The 19538-nt window shown below is 32.9% G+C and carries 13 protein-coding genes; 10 read left to right on the top strand and 3 right to left on the bottom strand.

The annotated features are described in order from the left end of the window. Positions 1–216: 216 nt before the first annotated feature. The 4 genes from LS81_RS05955 to LS81_RS05965 all read left to right on the top strand — a co-directional run bounded on the left by LS81_RS05955 (position 217) and on the right by LS81_RS05965 (position 3952). Positions 217–1884: a 2-isopropylmalate synthase gene (locus LS81_RS05955; protein ID WP_034346530.1), complete on the top strand. Its 1668-nt coding sequence runs from the start codon at positions 217–219 to the stop codon at positions 1882–1884. A gap of 249 nt (positions 1885–2133) precedes the next feature. Continuing rightward, positions 2134–2652 (top strand): ankyrin repeat domain-containing protein, encoded by a 519-nt coding sequence (locus LS81_RS05960; protein WP_034346531.1) that lies wholly within the window; start codon positions 2134–2136, stop codon positions 2650–2652. A 62-nt stretch (positions 2653–2714) separates the two neighbouring features. Beyond that, positions 2715–2858 (top strand): hypothetical protein, encoded by a 144-nt coding sequence (locus tag LS81_RS11260; protein ID WP_158659388.1) that lies wholly within the window; start codon positions 2715–2717, stop codon positions 2856–2858. A gap of 98 nt (positions 2859–2956) precedes the next feature. Continuing rightward, a complete protein-coding gene (locus LS81_RS05965; protein ID WP_158659389.1) occupies positions 2957–3952 on the top strand; it encodes an ankyrin repeat domain-containing protein in 996 nt (331 codons plus the stop codon). 120 nt (positions 3953–4072) lie between these two features. On the opposite strand, the gene LS81_RS05970 is transcribed toward LS81_RS05965, so the two are convergent. Genes LS81_RS05970 through LS81_RS05980 form a run of 3 tightly spaced genes read right to left on the bottom strand, consistent with a single transcriptional unit; the run spans position 4073 to position 9821 of the window. Further along, positions 4073–5608, bottom strand: coding sequence for a type I restriction-modification system subunit M (locus tag LS81_RS05970; RefSeq protein ID WP_034346535.1), 1536 nt, complete (start codon positions 5606–5608; stop codon positions 4073–4075). Between the two features lie 57 nt (positions 5609–5665). Further along, positions 5666–6856: a restriction endonuclease subunit S gene (locus tag LS81_RS05975; RefSeq protein WP_081955926.1), complete on the bottom strand. Its 1191-nt coding sequence runs from the start codon at positions 6854–6856 to the stop codon at positions 5666–5668. Further along, positions 6849–9821, bottom strand: a complete 2973-nt coding sequence (locus LS81_RS05980; protein ID WP_034346537.1) for a type I restriction endonuclease subunit R — start codon at positions 9819–9821, stop codon at positions 6849–6851. Before LS81_RS05980 ends, LS81_RS05975 begins: the two co-directional genes overlap by 8 nt. 95 nt (positions 9822–9916) lie before the next feature. Here LS81_RS05980 and LS81_RS05985 point away from each other — a divergent pair, with 95 nt between their 5' ends. The 6 genes from LS81_RS05985 to LS81_RS06010 all read left to right on the top strand — a co-directional run. Continuing rightward, complete coding sequence (locus LS81_RS05985; protein WP_104696408.1) at positions 9917–14314, top strand: hypothetical protein; 4398 nt, start codon at positions 9917–9919, stop codon at positions 14312–14314. A 220-nt stretch (positions 14315–14534) separates the two neighbouring features. After that, positions 14535–15530: a BspA family leucine-rich repeat surface protein gene (locus LS81_RS05990; protein WP_104696409.1), complete on the top strand. Its 996-nt coding sequence runs from the start codon at positions 14535–14537 to the stop codon at positions 15528–15530. Between the two features lie 46 nt (positions 15531–15576). Beyond that, entirely contained in the window at positions 15577–16926 is a 1350-nt protein-coding gene (locus tag LS81_RS05995; protein ID WP_199769734.1) for a BspA family leucine-rich repeat surface protein, read from the top strand. A 49-nt stretch (positions 16927–16975) separates the two neighbouring features. Continuing rightward, positions 16976–18178, top strand: coding sequence for a BspA family leucine-rich repeat surface protein (locus tag LS81_RS06000; RefSeq protein WP_104696410.1), 1203 nt, complete (start codon positions 16976–16978; stop codon positions 18176–18178). A gap of 50 nt (positions 18179–18228) precedes the next feature. Then, a complete protein-coding gene (locus tag LS81_RS06005; protein ID WP_104696411.1) occupies positions 18229–18903 on the top strand; it encodes a BspA family leucine-rich repeat surface protein in 675 nt (224 codons plus the stop codon). A 51-nt stretch (positions 18904–18954) separates the two neighbouring features. Beyond that, the coding region (locus LS81_RS06010; RefSeq protein WP_201798951.1) for a BspA family leucine-rich repeat surface protein at positions 18955–19538 on the top strand (584 nt) is incomplete at its 3' end.

Below are 19538 nucleotides of genomic sequence, written 5' to 3' on the forward strand. Positions count from 1 at the left end.
GATTGGCTACATCTTGCAGTCATTTTGCATACTTAAGTTATGAAAATGCCTCAATATCTTATAAGCAGATATTAGGTATTATGACTTTTATAGAAATTTTTAGTTTTTTCTTGTTGAATTCTTATTTCTTTTTAAAAAATCTTTATTGTTTTTATAATTTTTATTGCTAGAATCAATTTTTTAAAGTTTTTTGCAGTTTATTTTTAAGGAGTTTTTATGAATCATAAGAAATATAAACGCGGTTATTTTATGCCGCCAGATTCTAGTGAGAAATCGTATTTAGATTGGAGTAAAAAAGAGTATATACAATCTGCACCTTTATGGTGTAGTGTGGATTTACGCGATGGGAATCAAGCTCTTATTACTCCTATGAGCTTAGAAGAAAAGATCACATTTTTTAAACTCCTACTGCAAATTGGCTTTAAAGATATTGAGGTTGGATTCCCTGCGGCAAGTGAGACAGAGTATCGCTTTTTACGCACACTTATTGAGCAAAATCTCATTCCAAATGATGTGCGTTTACAGGTGCTTACCCAAGCAAGAGAGCATATTATTCGACGAACTTTTGAGGCATTAGATGGTTGTCCCAATGCGATTGTGCATTTTTATAATTCTACTTCTTATGCTCAAAGAGAGCAAGTTTTTAGAAAGTCAAAAGATGAGGTAAAAAAGATTGCTATTGATGGGGCGTTGTGTGTCAAGCAAATTGCACAAGAGACTAAGGGGAATTTCTCTTTTGAATACTCACCAGAGAGCTTTAGTGGCACAGAAATCGATTATGCTCTTGAAGTGAGTAATGCAGTAATTGATATCTTTAAACCTACGCAAGATAAAAAGTTTATTTTAAATCTTCCTGCAACTGTTGAGATGAGTTTGCCACATATCTATGCACAACAGGTGGAATTTATGAGTAAAAATCTTTTACATAGAGAGAATGTGCTTATATCTTTGCATCCGCATAATGATAGAGGTTGTGCGGTAGCAAGTGCTGAGCTTGGAATCTTAGCAGGGGCTGATAGGATTGAGGGCACACTTTTTGGCAATGGTGAACGCACTGGGAATGTAGATATTATTACACTTGCGTTGAATCTCACCACACATGGTATAGATTCTGGGCTTGATTTTAGTAATCTTCCACATATTTGTGATATTTATGAATCTGTAACTCGAATGCAAGTGTATGAACGACAACCCTATGCAGGTAAGCTCGTCTTTGCTGCTTTTTCTGGATCGCATCAAGACGCTATTGCAAAAGGTATGGCTTATCATAAAGAACATAAACTTGACACATGGAGTGTGCCTTATTTGCCATTAGATCCAAAAGATGTTGGACGTGTGTATGAAAGCGATGTTATACGTATAAACTCACAAAGTGGTAAGGGCGGTATTGCCTACATTTTACATGAACACTATGGTGCAAATTTACCATCACTTTTTAGAGAAGCTTTCTCTTACTATATCAAGGATATTTCTGACAAGGCACATAAGGAATTAAGTCCAAGTGAGATTTGCGAAATTTTTGAAAAAGATTTTGTAAATTATACAGAACATTTAGAGATCGGTGAATTTAGCTTTAATACACAAGAAGATGAGTGTCAAGCACATATAGAGTTATTAAAGCCACAAAAAATTGCTATAGATTCTAACGGAAATGGACGGCTTGATAGTGTGGCAAACGCATTGAGGCAGCATTTAAACCTTAGCTTTGATATACTTGATTATAGTGAACATGCGTTAAAGAATGGTTCCAATGCAAAGGCAATAGCCTATGTGCAAATTGAGAGTGAGGGTAAAAAGTATTTTGGAGCTGGGATTGATAATGATATTATTAAAGCTTCTGTGTATGCACTTGTCAGTGCATTAAATCGCATGTTTGCAGTATGATGTCAATGTATTAGAGAATCTCCTGATATTCTTGCTATCATTTGTGAGTTGTAATGGTGTATTATCAATGTGCGTGTTTGCACATTTGAGACACACTCACTTTGATTATATTTATTTGCCAATAAGTGGCGTAATGAATAAGCTCTGATCTGAATAGTCAAAGCAAGAAACAAAGAAAAGTTGCTTAGAATCTTTAGCCAAGGATTGTTGTTTATATAAAACATATATTTTGATTTGAAGGGGTAGGTTATGACACTAGAAGAATTAGAAACAATAGGCGATAAGATGTTTGATGCTATCGAGGATTTTATGAAAGTCATCAAAACTGGGAATTTGAAGAAAATCAAAAAGGCAGTAGAGACTTTTCCTATCACACAAGCGCATAATTCTAAAAAAACACATATTGCGTATGTTCCGGTATCTGCGTTGGCTCATGCGGGGCTAGCGTATGAGAAGACACAAAGCTTTGAAGTTATGGAATATCTTGAAAGCTTGGGGCTTAGGGCGGATTATTGTAGTCCGTTTTCCACAGGAGACAATGCACTCACCGCCTATATTGAGAATAGGGGCACAAGCGATGTAGTGATTGAGTATTTTTTAAGCAAAGATGCAAGTTTTGAAGTGTATGATAAAGGTGATGGCGGGACGCCTTTGCATTCTTGGGCTAGGTTTAATGAGGTGAGTTTTTTAGAGTTAGCCTTAAAGCATGGGGCAAATCCTAATATCAAACGCATTAAAGGTGAGGAGGAGTATTCTTGGGATGAATAGGTGCTACTCCTTTAATCCATGCAGCGTTTGCAGATAAAAAGCCTGTAGGAGCAGCACTAAAAGTGCTTACAAAATATGGTGCAGATATTAATGCTGCCTATTGTGGGCTAGACTATAAGCATGATTATAAAAAATATGCAGAGCCTGAAACTCCGCTAGATAATGCTTTTAATAATGTTCTAAATAAAAAGTTTTTAAAAACTTAGGGGCTAAGACTTGGGAAGAGTTAGTAAAAGATTATGAGATTGATACAAGCCTACCTTATGAAGAGCAAGTGAAAATGTATGAGGAGAAAAGAAAGGATATGAGCTTTACCCCAAAAGGTGAGATTACAGACATTAAAGAAGCGTTTAAGAATCTAGATAAAAAGTCAAAAAATCTCAAAGATGAGATTCTAAATATCTTAAAAGCCCAATACAAACTTTGGAAAAAAGATAAAAAGGTGAATGAAAAAACTCTTAGCTTTAGTGAGGATTTGCTAGAGATTTTAGAATATGATACGAAAAATCTCAAAGGAGCTTGTAAAAAGGCTTGGATAAAAGATTTAGAAGAAGAAGCAGATGCGATTTATGATTCTATGTATAGCTTTAAAATGGAGCGTGATAATCCAGAGAAGTTTAAAAAACTTGAAGCGCGTATTCAAAAGGCAATTTCTTTAGAATACGCCATTATGGAAAAGCTAAAAGCATTAAGAGCTAATCAAAATATCGCCTCTCTTTCAAACAAAGAGATTTTAAAAAACTATAAAGAAATTTTTGAGGGTGCTTTAGAAAAAGAGATTGCTGAAATTTTGTTTGTAGTTTTACAAAACGATGATGAAGAGAGCGCACTTGAAATCATCAAAAAAGCATGCAAAGAGGATATAATTGATGAAGATTTTGATATTTACTTACCAGAATTAAGGCTAAATACGCCAATTCTAATCGCAGTAGCGTTTTTTAATCGTGCAAAAATCATTAGCTATCTTTTAAGCCAAGATTATGAGATAGATCGATCAGACTTTGGGAATACGCCACTTTTTCTAGCAGCTAAAAAGGGACATATAGAATCTGCTAAAGTTTTAATCAAAAATGGTGCAGATATAGATTATATCAACTGCTTTAATGAAAAGCTCCTGCTAGAAACAATTCTAGCAAATCTCCCACAAAGCACAGCAATGTGTGAGCTTTTAATAGAAAGTGGTGCAAAGGTGGATAACAAGATGCTAGAAGCCACAAAGGCAAAGCTAAGTGAAGCAGAAAATGAAAAGCAGAAAAAAGCTATACAAGAGCTCATTGCTAAGATAGAATCTAAGTTATAATATTTTGCAACCCCTTAGAGCTAAAATCTTTGTCATTTTAGCTCTAAAAGCATTACAAAAGTCTCAATCGCTTCTTCAGATTCTACATATAGATTCTAAGCTTACTTAGAATCTATACTTTTATACTCCTTCTAATTCACGCACTAAGCTATCAATTTGATTTCTTAAAGCACTTTGGCGTTTTACTATTTCTTCTATTTCTTTATTTAGTGCTTGTATGTCAATTATCTCTCTTGTATCCTTTGCTTCTACATAGCTAGATACACTTAAGTTATAATCATTTTTTGCGATCTCTTCATTACTTACAAGCTTAGCAAGATAAGGCACTTCTTTTCTATCTTTATAGAGTTTTAGGATATTTTCTAAGTTCTCTTTGCTTAGCATATTTTTATTAGTTACTTTGATAAATTCATCATTTGCATTGATAAATAGAGTTTGTTTATCCATTTTATTTTTTCTAAGCACCAAAATGCACACCGCAATGCCTGTCCCAAAAAAGAGATTTGGTGCTAGAGAGATCACACAATCAATAAAATTCTCTTCCACCATATATTTTCTTATATCTTTTTCTGCTCCACCTCTATACATTACACCAGGGAAGCAAACAATCGCTGCACTTCCTTTCTCACTAAGCCAAGAAAGAGAATGCATCACAAAGGCAAGATCTGCTTTTGAAGTAGGTGCTAGAACTCCTGCTTTGTTAAATCTCTCATCATTGATTAAAAGCGCATTGTCTTTGCCCTCCCACTTGGTGCTATAAGGAGGATTGCTAACAATTGCATCAAAAGGTTCTAACTCCTTATGATTTTCACTTGGCTTTATCAAAGTATCTCCATGAGCGATATCAAAACGCATATAATTCACATCATGCAAAAACATATTCATTCTTGCAAGGTTGTAGGTGGTGATATTTATCTCTTGACCAAAATAACCCTTTTTAGGATCGCTTTTTAGCGATTTCTTATACTGCAAGAGTAGCGATCCACTCCCACAAGCAGGATCATAGACTTTATTTGGCTTGTTATTATTATGCAAGGTGATTTCTACTAGGAGTTTGCTTACTTCTTGTGGGGTAAAAAACTCTCCTCCACTTTTACCCGCATTACTTGCATACATTTTCATCAAGTATTCATAAGCATCACCAAAGGTATCAATCTCATTTTCATTATAGTGGAGCTCAAGCTTAGAAATTGATTCCATAATCTTTAGAATCTTTTTATTACGCTCCAAATTGTCTGCACCAAGCTTCTTAGAATACAAATCCAAATCATCAAAAAGCCCCTTAAAGCTCTTTTCACTCTCACTTCCATTAGCACTAGATTCTATTGCTTTGAAAATTTCATTCAAATCTTCATTTAGGGTTTTTAGATCTGCATTTTTAAATACATTTGAAAAAAGATGACTTGGCTTTATAAAAAACCCCTTGGCATTAATAATATCATCTTTACCATTTTGAGCTTTTTCATCATCTAGATTTTCATAATCTTTTTTATGGAATGTCTGAATATAGCTTTTTAGATTTTCAGAGATAAAGTAATAAAACAAAAATCCCAAAACATAGCTCTTAAAATCCCAGCCATCGACACTGCCACGCAGCTCATTTGCAATTTTCCAAATGGTTTTGTGTAGCTCCTCTCTCTCAATGACACTTTTCATTATCTAGCCTCCTTAAAAGTAAGTAGTTTGTTTCTATAATATTCATACTGCTTTTTTCTAGCTTCTAATTCTGCTGGGATTCCACTTGTGAGATCCCGTTGTTAGTGCGTGGAATTTATCTAAAATGCTAACGATTTTTTCTTGCACTTCAAGCGGTGGGATTGGGATTTGAAAGGCTTTAAATTCTTCCTTTGTAATTGTAGGAATTGTGGCCCCACGGGCTTTTGAGCGCTTAAATTGAAAAGCATTATACAGTTGATAAGCAAAATATTTTTTATTAATATCTATTTTATAATTTTGAAAAACTGCAATAGTTCTATCAATATAGCAATCATATTGCGTAATTGCAACGCGACCTAACTGCACCCCTTGCAAACTAACGATTACAGAATTTTTTGGACAAAAAATACTTTTTGGTTGTGCAATTTTTGAAATCGTTGATTTCGTATAGTTACTTAATTGCATATTTTTACCAATATCTGCCGTTTGAACAAATGGCATAGATTCTATACCACCATACCATCTAGTATCTCCATAAGGTTGCGGAAATGAACCCCTTCTAGCCTCACATATTTCCCCCAGTGTTTTTAGCTCATATCCGCCGCTAGATTCTAAATATTCTAAAGACAAAAGCTTGTTGCGGTAGTATTCATATTGTTTGATGTGTGATTCTAATTCTCTTTCTAATTCTTCTTCTAACTTTCTTTTTAATTCTGTAAAAGTATCTAGAATCTTTACTATTTCTTCTTGCACTTCAAGCGGTGGGATTGGGATTTGGAAATTTTTAAATGCTTTCATATCCACAGAGGCAAAGCCTGAAACATTTGTATTTTGCTTACACCATTGCCCCAAGATAAAGCAATAATAATAAATAAACTTCATATCGATAGCAATATCACAATTCACCTTTTTGCTTAAAAAGGTGAATCGTTGATTCGCCAACGAATCAACGATTATTAATGCGTGTTCACCAATCGTGGCAGTCGTAGAAATAATAATAGAATTTTTGGGAAAAAGTTTGCCTCCCTTTAGTGCTTTAGGGGTAATGTGCTGCAGTGAATCACTTAAGATTCTACCATTGGTGCGAATATCGTCCATTCTAAACCAAGGGATAGTCCCACCTTCCCAAAATTCCTTATTTGCTTTTGATGGAGTGTAGCCGTTTTTAATCTCAAAGATTTCCCCCAATGCTTTAAACTTCACGCCATTTGGACAAAGCTCTTTTAGTAGTTTTTCTATTTTATTCATCCTCTTCCTTTTTTAGCAAAACCCTAAATTTTTCAAAAAATGCTTGAAGTTTATGGATAATTCTTTTTGTATCTTCATTGCCTGCACTTTTTGAAGCAAAAATATCTCTAGGTGGAAATAAAGATTCTATATCCATTCCCTTGTCTTGAAAGAAATTTAACTCAAAGGCTTCATCTAGATACTCTTTTGTCAAATCTTCATTTAGATTCTCATCTTCTATGATTTTTTGTAATTCTTGCTCTTTTTTGCTTTGCATAAAGCTTTTAAAAAGGGTTTTATAATCGCTAGTTTTGTTATTATCAATTTGTTCTAAGAACTCTTCAATAAGCTCTTTTTTATCCCTTAGGCTTGGGTTTGAAATAAGTGTTTTTAAGATGGTTTCTTTTGTTTTTACTTGATTTAAATCTTGATTTGTTTTGTGATATTCTTCAAGTAGGAATAAGATGAAATCTACATTAATCTCATTTTGTTTGATGAGTTCTATCTCAAATATTAAATCATCATTGATATTTTCTTTTTCTTTCTCTTTTCTTAGAGTGTTGTAAAGCTCTAAATAATGGCTTTGATAGTCTTGCTTATCTCTGATATTTAAAGGATTTTTAAATTCATCAAAAAGATTTAATATATTTTCAAGTTTTAGAATCTCATTGAAAATTTTGATGAATTCTTGTTGCTCTTCTTGCTTGGTTAATGGAAATGAGCAAAGATCAAACTTTTGATTTAATTCTTCTACTAATGCAGCGTATTTTTTGAAATAAGAAGTAAAATTCCCCAATAAAACAATATTTGATGCTCTCTCATCGCCAAACATCTTTAGACTTTCATTTGTAGCTTCTTCTAGATCTCTAAAACACACGACATTGCCACAGACTTTTTGTTCATTTAGGATTCTATTAGTGCGTGAAAAGGCTTGAAGTAGTCCATGATATTTTAGATTTTTATCGACATAAAGGGTATTTATCGTTTTAGAATCAAATCCTGTTAGAAACATATTGACTACTATGAGCAAATCTAGCTCTTTATTTTTGAGCTTTTGTGATACATCTTTGTAGTAATTATCAAATTTTTCTAAATTAAAATCACTTTTAAAATAGCTATTATAATCTTTCATTGCTTCACTTAAAAACTCTTTAGCACTTTTATAATCTTGTGTTATTTCATCTAAATCTTCATTTTGCTCATAAGAATAAATAATGCCAATTTTTAGATCACTATTTCGTGCTTGTAATTGCTTTTTGAATTCTTCATAATAAGTTTTGGCAAATTCCACACTAGCAGTTGCAAAGAGTGCATTAAAACCTTGTATTCTTTGATTTTTTAGCGTGTAGGCACTCATCCTTTTTGTGTGGCGATTGAAATTATCTAAAATATAGCTTACGACTTTTTTGATACGTTTAGAATCTAATAGGGCAGATTCTTTATCTATGGCTTTGACTTCTTTGCCTTGTGTGCTTTCAAGCTGTTTCATCGTAGAGTGATAGCTCACTTTAAAAGGAAGGACATTTTTATCTTTTATAGCATTTAAAATCGTGTAAGAGTGCAAACAAGTGCCAAAAGTGCTTTGGGTGGTTTTTAGCTCTACATTTTTATCACTATTGATAAAATAGTTTTTCCCTGCATTTTCTTCAAAAATTGGCGTGCCAGTAAATCCAAAGATATAGTATTTTTTAAATTTTTTAATGATTTGTTCATGCATCAAACCAAATTGACTTCTATGACACTCATCAAAAATAAAGACAATCTCTAAGTCAAAAACACGAGAATTTTTATATTTTTGCACAAAATTTGAAAGCTTTTGAATTGTGGTGATGATGATTTTTTCATCTTCTTTGGTGCTCTCAATTCGCCTTTTTAGCTCATCAGTATTTTTAGTAGCATTGGCTGCACCTTTTTGAAATTTGTCATATTCTTTTTGTGTTTGATAATCTAAGTCTTTTCTATCTACAACAAAAAGCACCTTTTTGATAAATGGGAGCTTTGTAGATAAAATCGCAGTTTTAAAAGAAGTGAGAGTTTTACCGCTTCCTGTGCTATGCCAAATAAATCCACCTGCTTCTACTTTCCCATAATGTTTATGACTATGAGCAATTTTTATTTTATTGATGATGTTTTCACTTGCTGCGATTTGATAAGGACGCATAATAAGTAGCTCATTATCAGCATTAAAAACGCAATATTTTGTAAGAATATTTAATAAACTTCTTTTTGCTAAAAAAGTCTTTGTGAAATCTCCTAAATCATTGATTGCATTATTTTTAGAATCTGAAAAGCTTATGCAAAAAGTATAGTTATCGTTTTGTGATTTTTTTATTTTATGTTGGTTTGTGTTGCTGTAATATTTTGTTAGTGTGCCATTTGAGATGATAAAAATTTGCACAAATTCATAGAGTGCACTGCCTTTTAAAAAGCTTTCTTTTTGGTAGCGTCTAATTTGATTAAAAGCTTCTTTTAGATCTATCCCACGCCTTTTTAGCTCGATATGCACCAAAGGAAGACCATTTACTAAAATGCTAACATCATAGCGGTTTTTAAACTCACCACTTTCATTTTTTAGCTGTGATATGACTTGCAAATGATTGTTGATTGGATTGGCCCTATCTATTAAAATGATGTTTTTCTTACTCTCATCATCTCTATTAAGCGTGAGTGTAAAGTTATTGCTTTGGAGTATTTTGGTTTTATCTTCAAAGTTTAATCTTGGATTGGCGATATTTTGTTTATAAAAACTTTCCCATTCGTTTTTGGAAAATGTGATGTTATTGAGCTTTTCAAGCTGTATTTTTAAATTATCTTCAAGATCGCTTATATGATTTAGTGCTATTTTTTCATAACCTTGGAGTGATAGCTCTTTAATGAGAAATTTCTCTAAGTCTTCCTCGCTTTGATATGATTTTGGCTCTTTTGGAGTGAATTTGTATTCTGCGATAATGGTAGTATTGTCATTTTGTGATATTAAATTATTCATATAATTCCATTGTTTTAGAAGATAAGTGTAATTATATATGTTTTTTGTAGTTTTGATATAATGTTGAATTTTAACTTGAGGTAGGGCTTAATTGTATGCGTTATACCAATTATGAAAGAAATAAAATTACTTTTTTTGAGATAGAAAACACTGATGAAAATTTTTTGGATACTTTTATGAAAATTATGCAAAAAAGCCCCTTTAGTGTGGAGATAGAAAAGGATAAGCAAATACCAAGCTTCTTACAAAAAGACGCCTATACTATGCAAATCATTCAAAATAGCGATGAAGTGCGAATCTTACGCATGGGTGGGGTTTGTGTATGGTGCTATAAAGATGGCAAAACTACGATTATTTTTGATTCCATACATCCTATGTGTGGTTATATTTTAGAAAACGATTTTTGTAATCTCTATGAGCAATTTTTAAAGGGTGAGTTAAATTTGGAAGAGGAAGAGGAAGATGAGTATGAAGATGATGAGGATTATTATGATTTTAATGAGGATTATGAAGAGCTAGAAGAAGATGATGAAGAAATAGAGCTTAATTATAATAGAGATGATGAAGAATATTTAGAAGATGAAGAAGATTCTATAAAATCTAATTCATCGCCTTTTGGCTCTTTTGCGCTATCTACAAATTTTGGAGCAGAAAACTTAAAAGTTAGCTTAGAGGATTTTCAAACACTGGCTGAAGAGATGAGTAAGCATTATGCCTACACCCAAGAAGAGCTAGAAAAACTAGGCGAACTTAGGCAAAGAACTAAAGCCCTAAAGCTTAGGGCAACACTGCTAGAGCAAAAAGCCTTTAGAAGAGTTTGTAAGCTAAGCTTAAAGGAGTTTCAAAAATTAAGTGCCAAAGAGCTAAAAGCATATCAAGAGCTTATGAATAAAGAGCTTATAAGGGTGGTAAAAGAGCTTTTGTTCTGCGAATATGCTAGTAGCCAAAAAGATAAAATAAACGTGATTGCATTTCACTCTGCACTGCGTCCCATTGCTAATGATAGTGAAAATATCGCATTAAGAGAGTTTTATAATCGATCTATCACTCCAACAAAAGATGGCAAAACACATCTTAATGAGACTAAAACTTATTTAATCAATCTAGTAAGTGCGGGTGCAAAAGTAGATAGAGATCTTGCAAATCTTGCTATGCAATCAGCAAATTCTTATACTTCTTTAATCTATCAACGCCTCCAAAACAAAGATAAAAATATCAGCGATGAAAAGGCTTTAAGACAAATACAATCTTTGCCACGCCATAAAATGCTAAGTTCTATCAATTTAATCTTGCAAGCTTGTGTGTATCAAAACTACCAACGCATAGATGCTCTAAGCCAAATCCAAGATGAGCTAAAAGAGCCATGGAGCGATGAAGAATATATAGAAATGTTTGTGATTGGGCATGGCAAAAAGTATCCTAAGCTTTTAAATTACAAGCAAATAGATTCTAGCCTAAGCAATAAAGAGCAAAAAGAAATCGCACAGAATCTACTTAGTAAAGCACTATCTTGTAATGCAAAACCCATGAATAGCTACAAAAAGGCTAAAGAAAATTTCAATCAAGATTCTAAAAAAGATTTTTCATCGCCACTTAAAATGACAGAAAACACAGAATCTACAAACACGCAAGATTCTAAGCTTTCAATACTCTTTTTACACAAACAGCCAACACGCTCTCCTAGCTCTTTAAAAGAAGACGAAAAAGAAGCGATCAAAAAGATTTTTGAACTAAAAAGTGTTACAGAGATTTCACAAACGCATTTAAACGCTCTTGATGATTTGTTAGATTCTCTTATTAAAAATCTTTGCGGTGCTTATACCACTGCTTCACATTTTTTAAGCAAGGAGCAAAAACAAGCCCTCTTAGAATCTAGATCCTTTCAATGGCTTTTTGATGATGATGTGGATGAAAGTATTTTTGAATATATGTATATTCATACGCTTTTTTATGGGAGTGAAGCCTTTAGTACTAGAGATTCTGTAAATTTATGTATGCTTTTAGATAAGCCCTTTCAAGTTACTTGGGAAAACTTTATTTTGCTTTTATGCACTGGGGTTAAGATCAAAAAATCCTATATTAAACATATCAAAAACGCAAAAAATATTTACAAATACATGCAATTAAGCCTAGCGCAAAACTATAATGAAAACTTTTCATCTTTTAAAGATAAAGCCTATACTACAAGCAGTGGAGAAAAAATCGTCCTAAACAACCTAAGAGCCTTACAAAATACAAAAGATTTTTTACATTCTAGCAATACCTATAGACTTTTAAAGCAGGTTTTAAAACTCCTCAAAGAATTACAAGGCGTAGAAGAAAGGACAAGGCATTTAAAAGATTATCCCTCTTACATAAAATTTCAAGAATGTGAGTTTAGAGCAGAACTCTTTATCTATGTTTTTATAGATGAAAAAATAGAGTTTTTAGCTTATGAAAGCTTGGATAAAAAAGTGCATATAGATGAGCGTGTAGCTAAGATCGTGCAAAATTTAGAAATAGGAAGTGTGCATGTAGATATAGAACCTATTATAGAGTTTTTAGGGCTTAGCCCATCAATGTATTTTTTAAATTCTAGCATAGACAACATAACTTTTAAGCTAGAAAGCACAAGATTTGGGCTAAAGATTAATTTAAGAGATTTTAACAATGCTAAAAATTGCGATGAAGCCAAAAAAGCATTTTTAGACTTTTTAGAGCGGTGCAATATTTCTCAAATCATTTTTGCAAAAACTACAGAAATAACAAACAAACTTTTAGGCGAACTTGGTGAGTCGCGTCATAGCCATATAGGTGAAATCGCAGGAAAAAAAATCGATGATATGCCTTATAATATAGTCGGCTTTAAGTATTATAATACTTACAGAGATGATGTGGCACTTATTCGCATAAAAAGCGATGAAGCACTTGAATTTCTTATAGGTATCTTGCAAGAGCAAGATAAAAAGTATAATAAAACATCTTACCAGCTCATCGTTGGCGAATATGACACACAAAAGATTGATGGCGCACTTTGGCTTTATGCTTGCTCTTACAAAGAGCAAGAGTTTATAGACAAAGCACATTATCAGTATTTTATCGGCGATACAGAATCTTTTTGCCACGACTTTTTGGAGGATAAAAACTACTTTGATTTTGACAAATATAGTAAGATTTATCTAGGCTATTGCATGAAAAATAAAGTCATTAAAAAGCTAGATTGGCTACGCGGAAGCGTTTTTGATGATAAGCATTTCACTAAAAATAAGAAAAAATTTTGCAATATTTACACAAAGCAAGAAGATTCTACACTTACTATATTATTCAATACAAAGGGGTATTATGAATTTAAATTTCCAAAATTTATCTATGATTTTTTAGAATCTAAAAGTAATGCAAAATTTAGCACTCTCACAAAGGGGTTAAATTATGGCTTTTTTAGCTTAGAAAAAGAGCTAGATTTAAAAACTCCAAAAATCACACAAGAGCTAGCAAGGCAAATCATAGAGCAGGAGGAGCTTTTTTCAGTCTCTTGGTATGAGAGAAAAAAAGAGCATTTGGGCGAATATATGCTAGGAATTTGGTGGGATAAGCGTGTGCAAAAATATGAGGTTTTTAGAACAGGTGAGCGTGCAAGTATAGAGCATGAAAAAGACTTTGAGAGAGAAGATGAGGCTTTGCAATATTTGCTTGTGCAAAATTATATTGAGCTTTATAAGGGTGTCAAACGAAAGGGAATTGATGAAGAGAATCTAAAAAAGTCATTGCAGGATTTGCAATATCCATTCATTTGGTATAATGAGCCATTAAAGCCTGTGTGTGCAGGTATTAGGCGTGAAAATAATGTCTATGTAAGCTTTATGACAGATTCTGATGCACAAATCATAGAGTATAAAACTTTAGTATTTAATGAGGAATCAGTTGCACTTTATGCTCTATTAAATCGCACACGCATTTTACATAATCTTCCAAAACAAGAAATGTTAGGAGAAATATTAAACATGAATAATGCTGATGATATGTTGTTTAAAGCAATTATGACTAGTGATTTTGAACTTTTTACAAAAGCACTAGAGCAAGGGGCAAATATAAATGGCAAAGTTGATGAAAAACAAGAGTTAAGTAAATATGCTAAAGAGGATAATATCTGTGAGGAAGGTGCGTATTATTATGGTTTGGCACTCTCGCAAGTGCTAGGCGGTATAACGCTAGATAATGAAAAATTTAGTGAAGAAGAGCTACTAAAAGAAAATGAACAAGCCTTTAATATTCTCTATGCTATGCGGGATTTAAAACCAAGTGATGAAGCGCAAGAGTATGCCAAAGATGTGCTAAATGATACGCATGCTGATTGGTGGTATAATGCTTACAAATGGGCTGATGAATTTGGCTATAAAGGTGATTTTGAGGATGAGGAGGCGATTTTTGCTTGGCTAAGAGAAAACAAAGGCTTAAGATATTTTGAAACTTTGATTAAAGATTTAGGCTTTGATTTAGAGCTTAAATGGGAATAAAATATATACAAAGAAAGGATCAAAAATGCAAAGAGAACAAGCAGAACTAATTATAAACGCAGAAAGATAAAAGCGATATGGCAAAAAGCATAGATACAGCAGATATCCCAACATTTAACAATGAAAGGCAAGGCTTTTTAAGGGGTGGTAATTTAGAGAAATTAGATAGGTATATAAATTTAATATAAAATTTAAAGCACAGGTTGTGAGGAGGCAGTCAATGAAGCAGATTCTAAAAATCATGGGCATATTAGGTCTTATAGGTATAGCCATAGTAATAAATTCTTGTAATATAGTAATAAATTCTTGTAAAGACAACCACAAATATCACCCACAAACAAAACAAGAACTTTTAAAACTTATAAGAGATAACAATGTATATCTAGGTGATATTAATACAAGTAAGATTACTGATATGAGTGGATTATTTTGGGTGGTACCAAAGAATGAGTGTAAAGAAATTGCAGAACGGACAGAAAAGGTTAATGATGAGCGAGAAATCGCAAGGCTTGAGCGTGGTTATCAAATTTGTTTAGAAGTAAGTGTGGAAGAGGCTGAATTAAAAGAAATTAAGAGAAAAGATTTTAGCGGTATTGAAAAATGGAATGTGAGTAATGTCAAGGATATGAGTTTCATGTTTGCTAATGCAGAATCTTTCAATCAACCCTTAGATTCTTGGAATGTGAGTAATGTAGTTAATATGAGGGCTATGTTTGCATCTGTCCAATCCTTCAACCAACCATTAAATAAATGGAATGTGAGTAATGTTGCCAATATGGTTGAGATGTTTGCTGGTGCAAAATCTTTCAACCAACCCCTAGATTCTTGGAATGTTGGTAATGTTACTGATATGGCTGGGATGTTTGCCAGGGCACAATCTTTCAACCAACCATTAAATAAATGGAGTGTAAGCAATGTTACCAATATGAACTCTATGTTTAAAAATGCACAATCTTTTAATCAAAATCTAGATTCTTGGAATGTGAGTAATGTAACTAATATGAGCGCTATGTTTTATGGTGCAAAATCCTTTAATCAGCCCTTAGATTCTTGGAATGTAAGCAAAGTTACAAAGATGACATGGATGTTTTATGAAGCATCCTCCTTTAATCAGAATCTAGATTCTTGGAATGTAAGTAATGTTAAAGATATGAATAACATGTTTTATTCTTCCTCAATAGAGGACAATCCACCAAAATGGTATAAAGGAAATTAATATTTCACATGCACTATAGAATCTACAAACACTAAAAAGGAATAACATGCAAAAAATGTTAAAAACAATAAGTATAGTAAGTCTTCTAGGCATAGCCATAGTAATAAATTCTTGTAAAGATAACTACAAATATCATCCAAAAAACAAACAAGAGCTTTTAAAACTTGTAAGAGATAACAATGTATATCTAGGTGATATTGATACAAGCAGAATTACTGATATGAGTGGGCTATTTTGGGTGGTATCAAAGAATAAGTGTAAAGAAATTGCAGAACGGAAGGAAAAGGTTAATGATGAGCGAGAAATCGCAAGGCTTGAGCGTGGTTATCAAATTTGTTTAGAAGTAAGCGTGGAAATCACTGAATTAGAAAAGATTAAGAGAAAAGATTTTGGTGGTATTGAAAAATGGAATGTGAGTAAGGTTAAAGATATGAGGTTTATGTTTTATGGTGCAGAATCTTTCAACCAGCCCTTAAATTCTTGGAATGTAAGCAAGGTTACTAATATGGCTGAGATGTTCCATGAAGCAACATCTTTCAACCAACCATTAAATAGTTGGAATGTGAGTAATGTTAAGGATATGAGTTACATGTTTTATGCGACATTCTCCTTTAATCAACCCTTAGATTCTTGGGATGTAAGCAATGTTACCAATATGAATGATATGTTTGCTGATGCAGAATCTTTTAATCAACCCTTAGATTCTTGGAATGTAAGCAAGGTTAAAGATATGAGAGCGATGTTTGCTGGTGCAGAATCTTTCAACCAACCATTAAGCAATTGGAATGTTGGTAATGTCAAGGATATGAGTTATATGTTTGCTTATACAACATCCTTCAACCAACCCCTAGATTCTTGGAATGTAAGCAATGTTACCAATATGAATAATATGTTTAAACATGCACAATCTTTTAATCAAAATCTAGATTCTTGGAATGTAAGCAATGTTACTAATATGAATAATATGTTTGCATTTGCAAAATCCTTCAATCAACCCCTAGATTCTTGGAATGTAAGCAGGGTTACTAATATGGCTTGGATGTTTCATGAAGCAAAATCCTTCAACCAACCATTAAATAGCTGGAATGTTGGTAATGTTAAGAACATGAGCGCGATGTTTCTTAATGCAAAATCTTTCAACCAACCCCTAGATAGCTGGAATGTTGGTAATGTCAAGGATATGAGTTATATGTTTGCTGGTGCAGAATCTTTCAACCAACCATTAAATAGCTGGAATGTTGGTAATGTCAAGGATATGAGTTATATGTTTGCTGGTGCAGAATCTTTCAACCAACCATTAAATAGCTGGAATGTTGGTAATGTCAAGGATATGAGTTATATGTTTTATTCTTCCTCAATAGAAGACAATCCACCAAAATGGTATAAAAAAGATTAATATTTCATATGCACCATAGAATCTAACAACACAATAAAAAAGGAGCAACATGCAAAAAGTGTTAAAAACAATAAGTATAGTAAGTCTTCTAGGTATAAGCACACTGACACATATCTATGCAAATATCTTTAAATATCATCCAAAAAACAAACAAGAGCTTTTAAATCTTATAAGAGATAACAATGTATATCTAGGTGATATTAATACAAGTAAGATTACTGATATGAGTGGATTATTTTGGGTGGTACCAAAGAATGAGTGTAAAGAAATTGCAGAACGGACAGAAAAGGTTAATGGTGAGCAAGTAAGAGCAAGGCTTGAGCGCAGTTATCAACTCTGTTTAGAAGTAAGTGTAGAAAAGAATGAATTAGAAAAGATTAAGAGAAAAGATTTTAGCGGTATTGAAAAATGGAATGTGAGTAATGTTGCCAATATGGTTGGGATGTTTGCTGGTGCAGAATCTTTCAACCAACCTCTAGATAGCTGGAATGTAAGCAAGGTTAAAGATATGAGCGCGATGTTTCTTAATGCAACATCTTTCAACCAACCATTAAACAATTGGAATGTGAGCAAGGTTACTCATATGGCTGGGATGTTTGCTGGTGCAGAATCCTTCAACCAACCCCTAGATTCTTGGGATGTAAGCAATGTTACCAATATGAATGATATGTTTGCTGATGCAGAATCTTTTAATCAACCCTTAGATTCTTGGAATGTAAGCAAGGTTAAAGATATGAGAGCGATGTTTGCTGGTGCAGAATCTTTCAACCAACCATTAAGCAATTGGAATGTTGGTAATGTCAAGGATATGAGTTATATGTTTGCTTATACAACATCTTTCAACCAACCATTAAACAATTGGAATGTGAGCAAGGTTACTCATATGGCTGGGATGTTTGCTGGTGCAGAATCCTTCAACCAACCCCTAGATTCTTGGAATGTAAGCAATGTTACTAATATGAATAATATGTTTGCATTTGCAAAATCCTTCAATCAACCCTTAGATTCTTGGAATGTGAGTAATGTCACAAATATGGACTTTATGTTTTATGGTGCAGAATCTTTCAATCAACCATTAAATAGCTGGAATGTTGGTAATGTTAGGGACATGAGTGAAATGTTTGCATTTGCAAAATCTTTTAATCAGAATCTAGATTCTTGGGATGTCAGTCAAGTTGGGGATAATATGTATAATATGTTTTATTCTTCCCCAATGCAATACAATCCACCAAAATGGTATAAAAAAGATTAATATTTCACATGCACTATAGAATCTAACAACACAATAAAAAAAGGAGCAACATGCAAAAAGTGTTAAAAACAATAAGTATAGTAAGTCTTCTAGGTATAAGCACACTGACACATATCTATGCAAATACCTTTAAATATCATCCAAAAAACAAACAAGAACTTTTAAAACTTATAAGAGATAACAATGTATATCTAGGTGATATTGATACAAGTAAGATTACTGATATGAGTGGATTATTTTGGGTAGTGCCAAAGTATCAATGTGAAATCATTGCAAACAACAAAGAAAAAATTAGTGATGAACAAGAAATAGCAAGGATTGAGCGTGATTATCAAATTTGTTTAGAAGTAAGTGTACAAGAGGCTGAATTAGAAAAGATTAAGAGAGAAGATTTTAGTGGTATTGAAAAATGGAATGTGAGTAATGTCAAGGATATGAGTTATATGTTTGCTTATACAACATCCTTCAACCAACCCCTAGATTCTTGGAATGTAAGCAAGGTTAAAGATATGAATTCTATGTTTGCTGGTGCAGAATCTTTCAATCAACCCCTAGATTCTTGGAATGTAAGCAAGGTTAAAGATATGAGTTATATGTTTGCTGGTGCAGAATCTTTCAATCAACCATTAAATAGCTGGAATGTAAGCAATGTCAAGGATATGAGTTATATGTTTTATTCTTCCTCAATAGAAGACAATCCACCAAAATGGTATAAAGGAAATTAATACTTCACATGCACTATAGAATCTAACAACACAATAAAAAAAAGGAGTAACATGCAAAAAGTGTTAAAAACAATAAGTATAGTAAGTCTTCTAGGTATAAGCACATTTACACATATCTATGCAAATACCTTTAAATATCATCCAAAAAACAAGCAAGAACTTTTAAAGCTTATAAGAGATAACAATGTATATCTAGGTGATATTGATACAAGCAGAATTACTGATATGAGTGGATTATTTTGGGTGGTATCAAAAGATAAATGTAAGGTAATTGCAGAATGGAAGGAAAAAACTAGTGATGAGCAAATAAGAGCAAGGATTGAGCGTGATTATCAAATTTGTTTAGAAGTAAGTGTACAAGAGGCTGAATTAGAAAAGATTAAGAGAGAAGATTTTAGTGGTATTGAAAAATGGAATGTGAGTAATGTTAAGAACATGAGCGCGATGTTTCTTAATGCAACATCTTTCAACCAACCTCTAGATAGCTGGAATGTAAGCAAGGTTAAAGATATGAATTCTATGTTTGCTGGTGCAAAATCCTTCAACCAACCCCTAGATTCTTGGAATGTAAGCAAGGTTACCAATATGAATAATATGTTTGCTTATACAACATCTTTCAATCAGCCCTTAGATTC

It is taken from the genome of Helicobacter trogontum (genome assembly GCF_000765905.2).
In the GTDB taxonomy this organism is placed as follows: domain Bacteria; phylum Campylobacterota; class Campylobacteria; order Campylobacterales; family Helicobacteraceae; genus Helicobacter_A; species Helicobacter_A trogontum.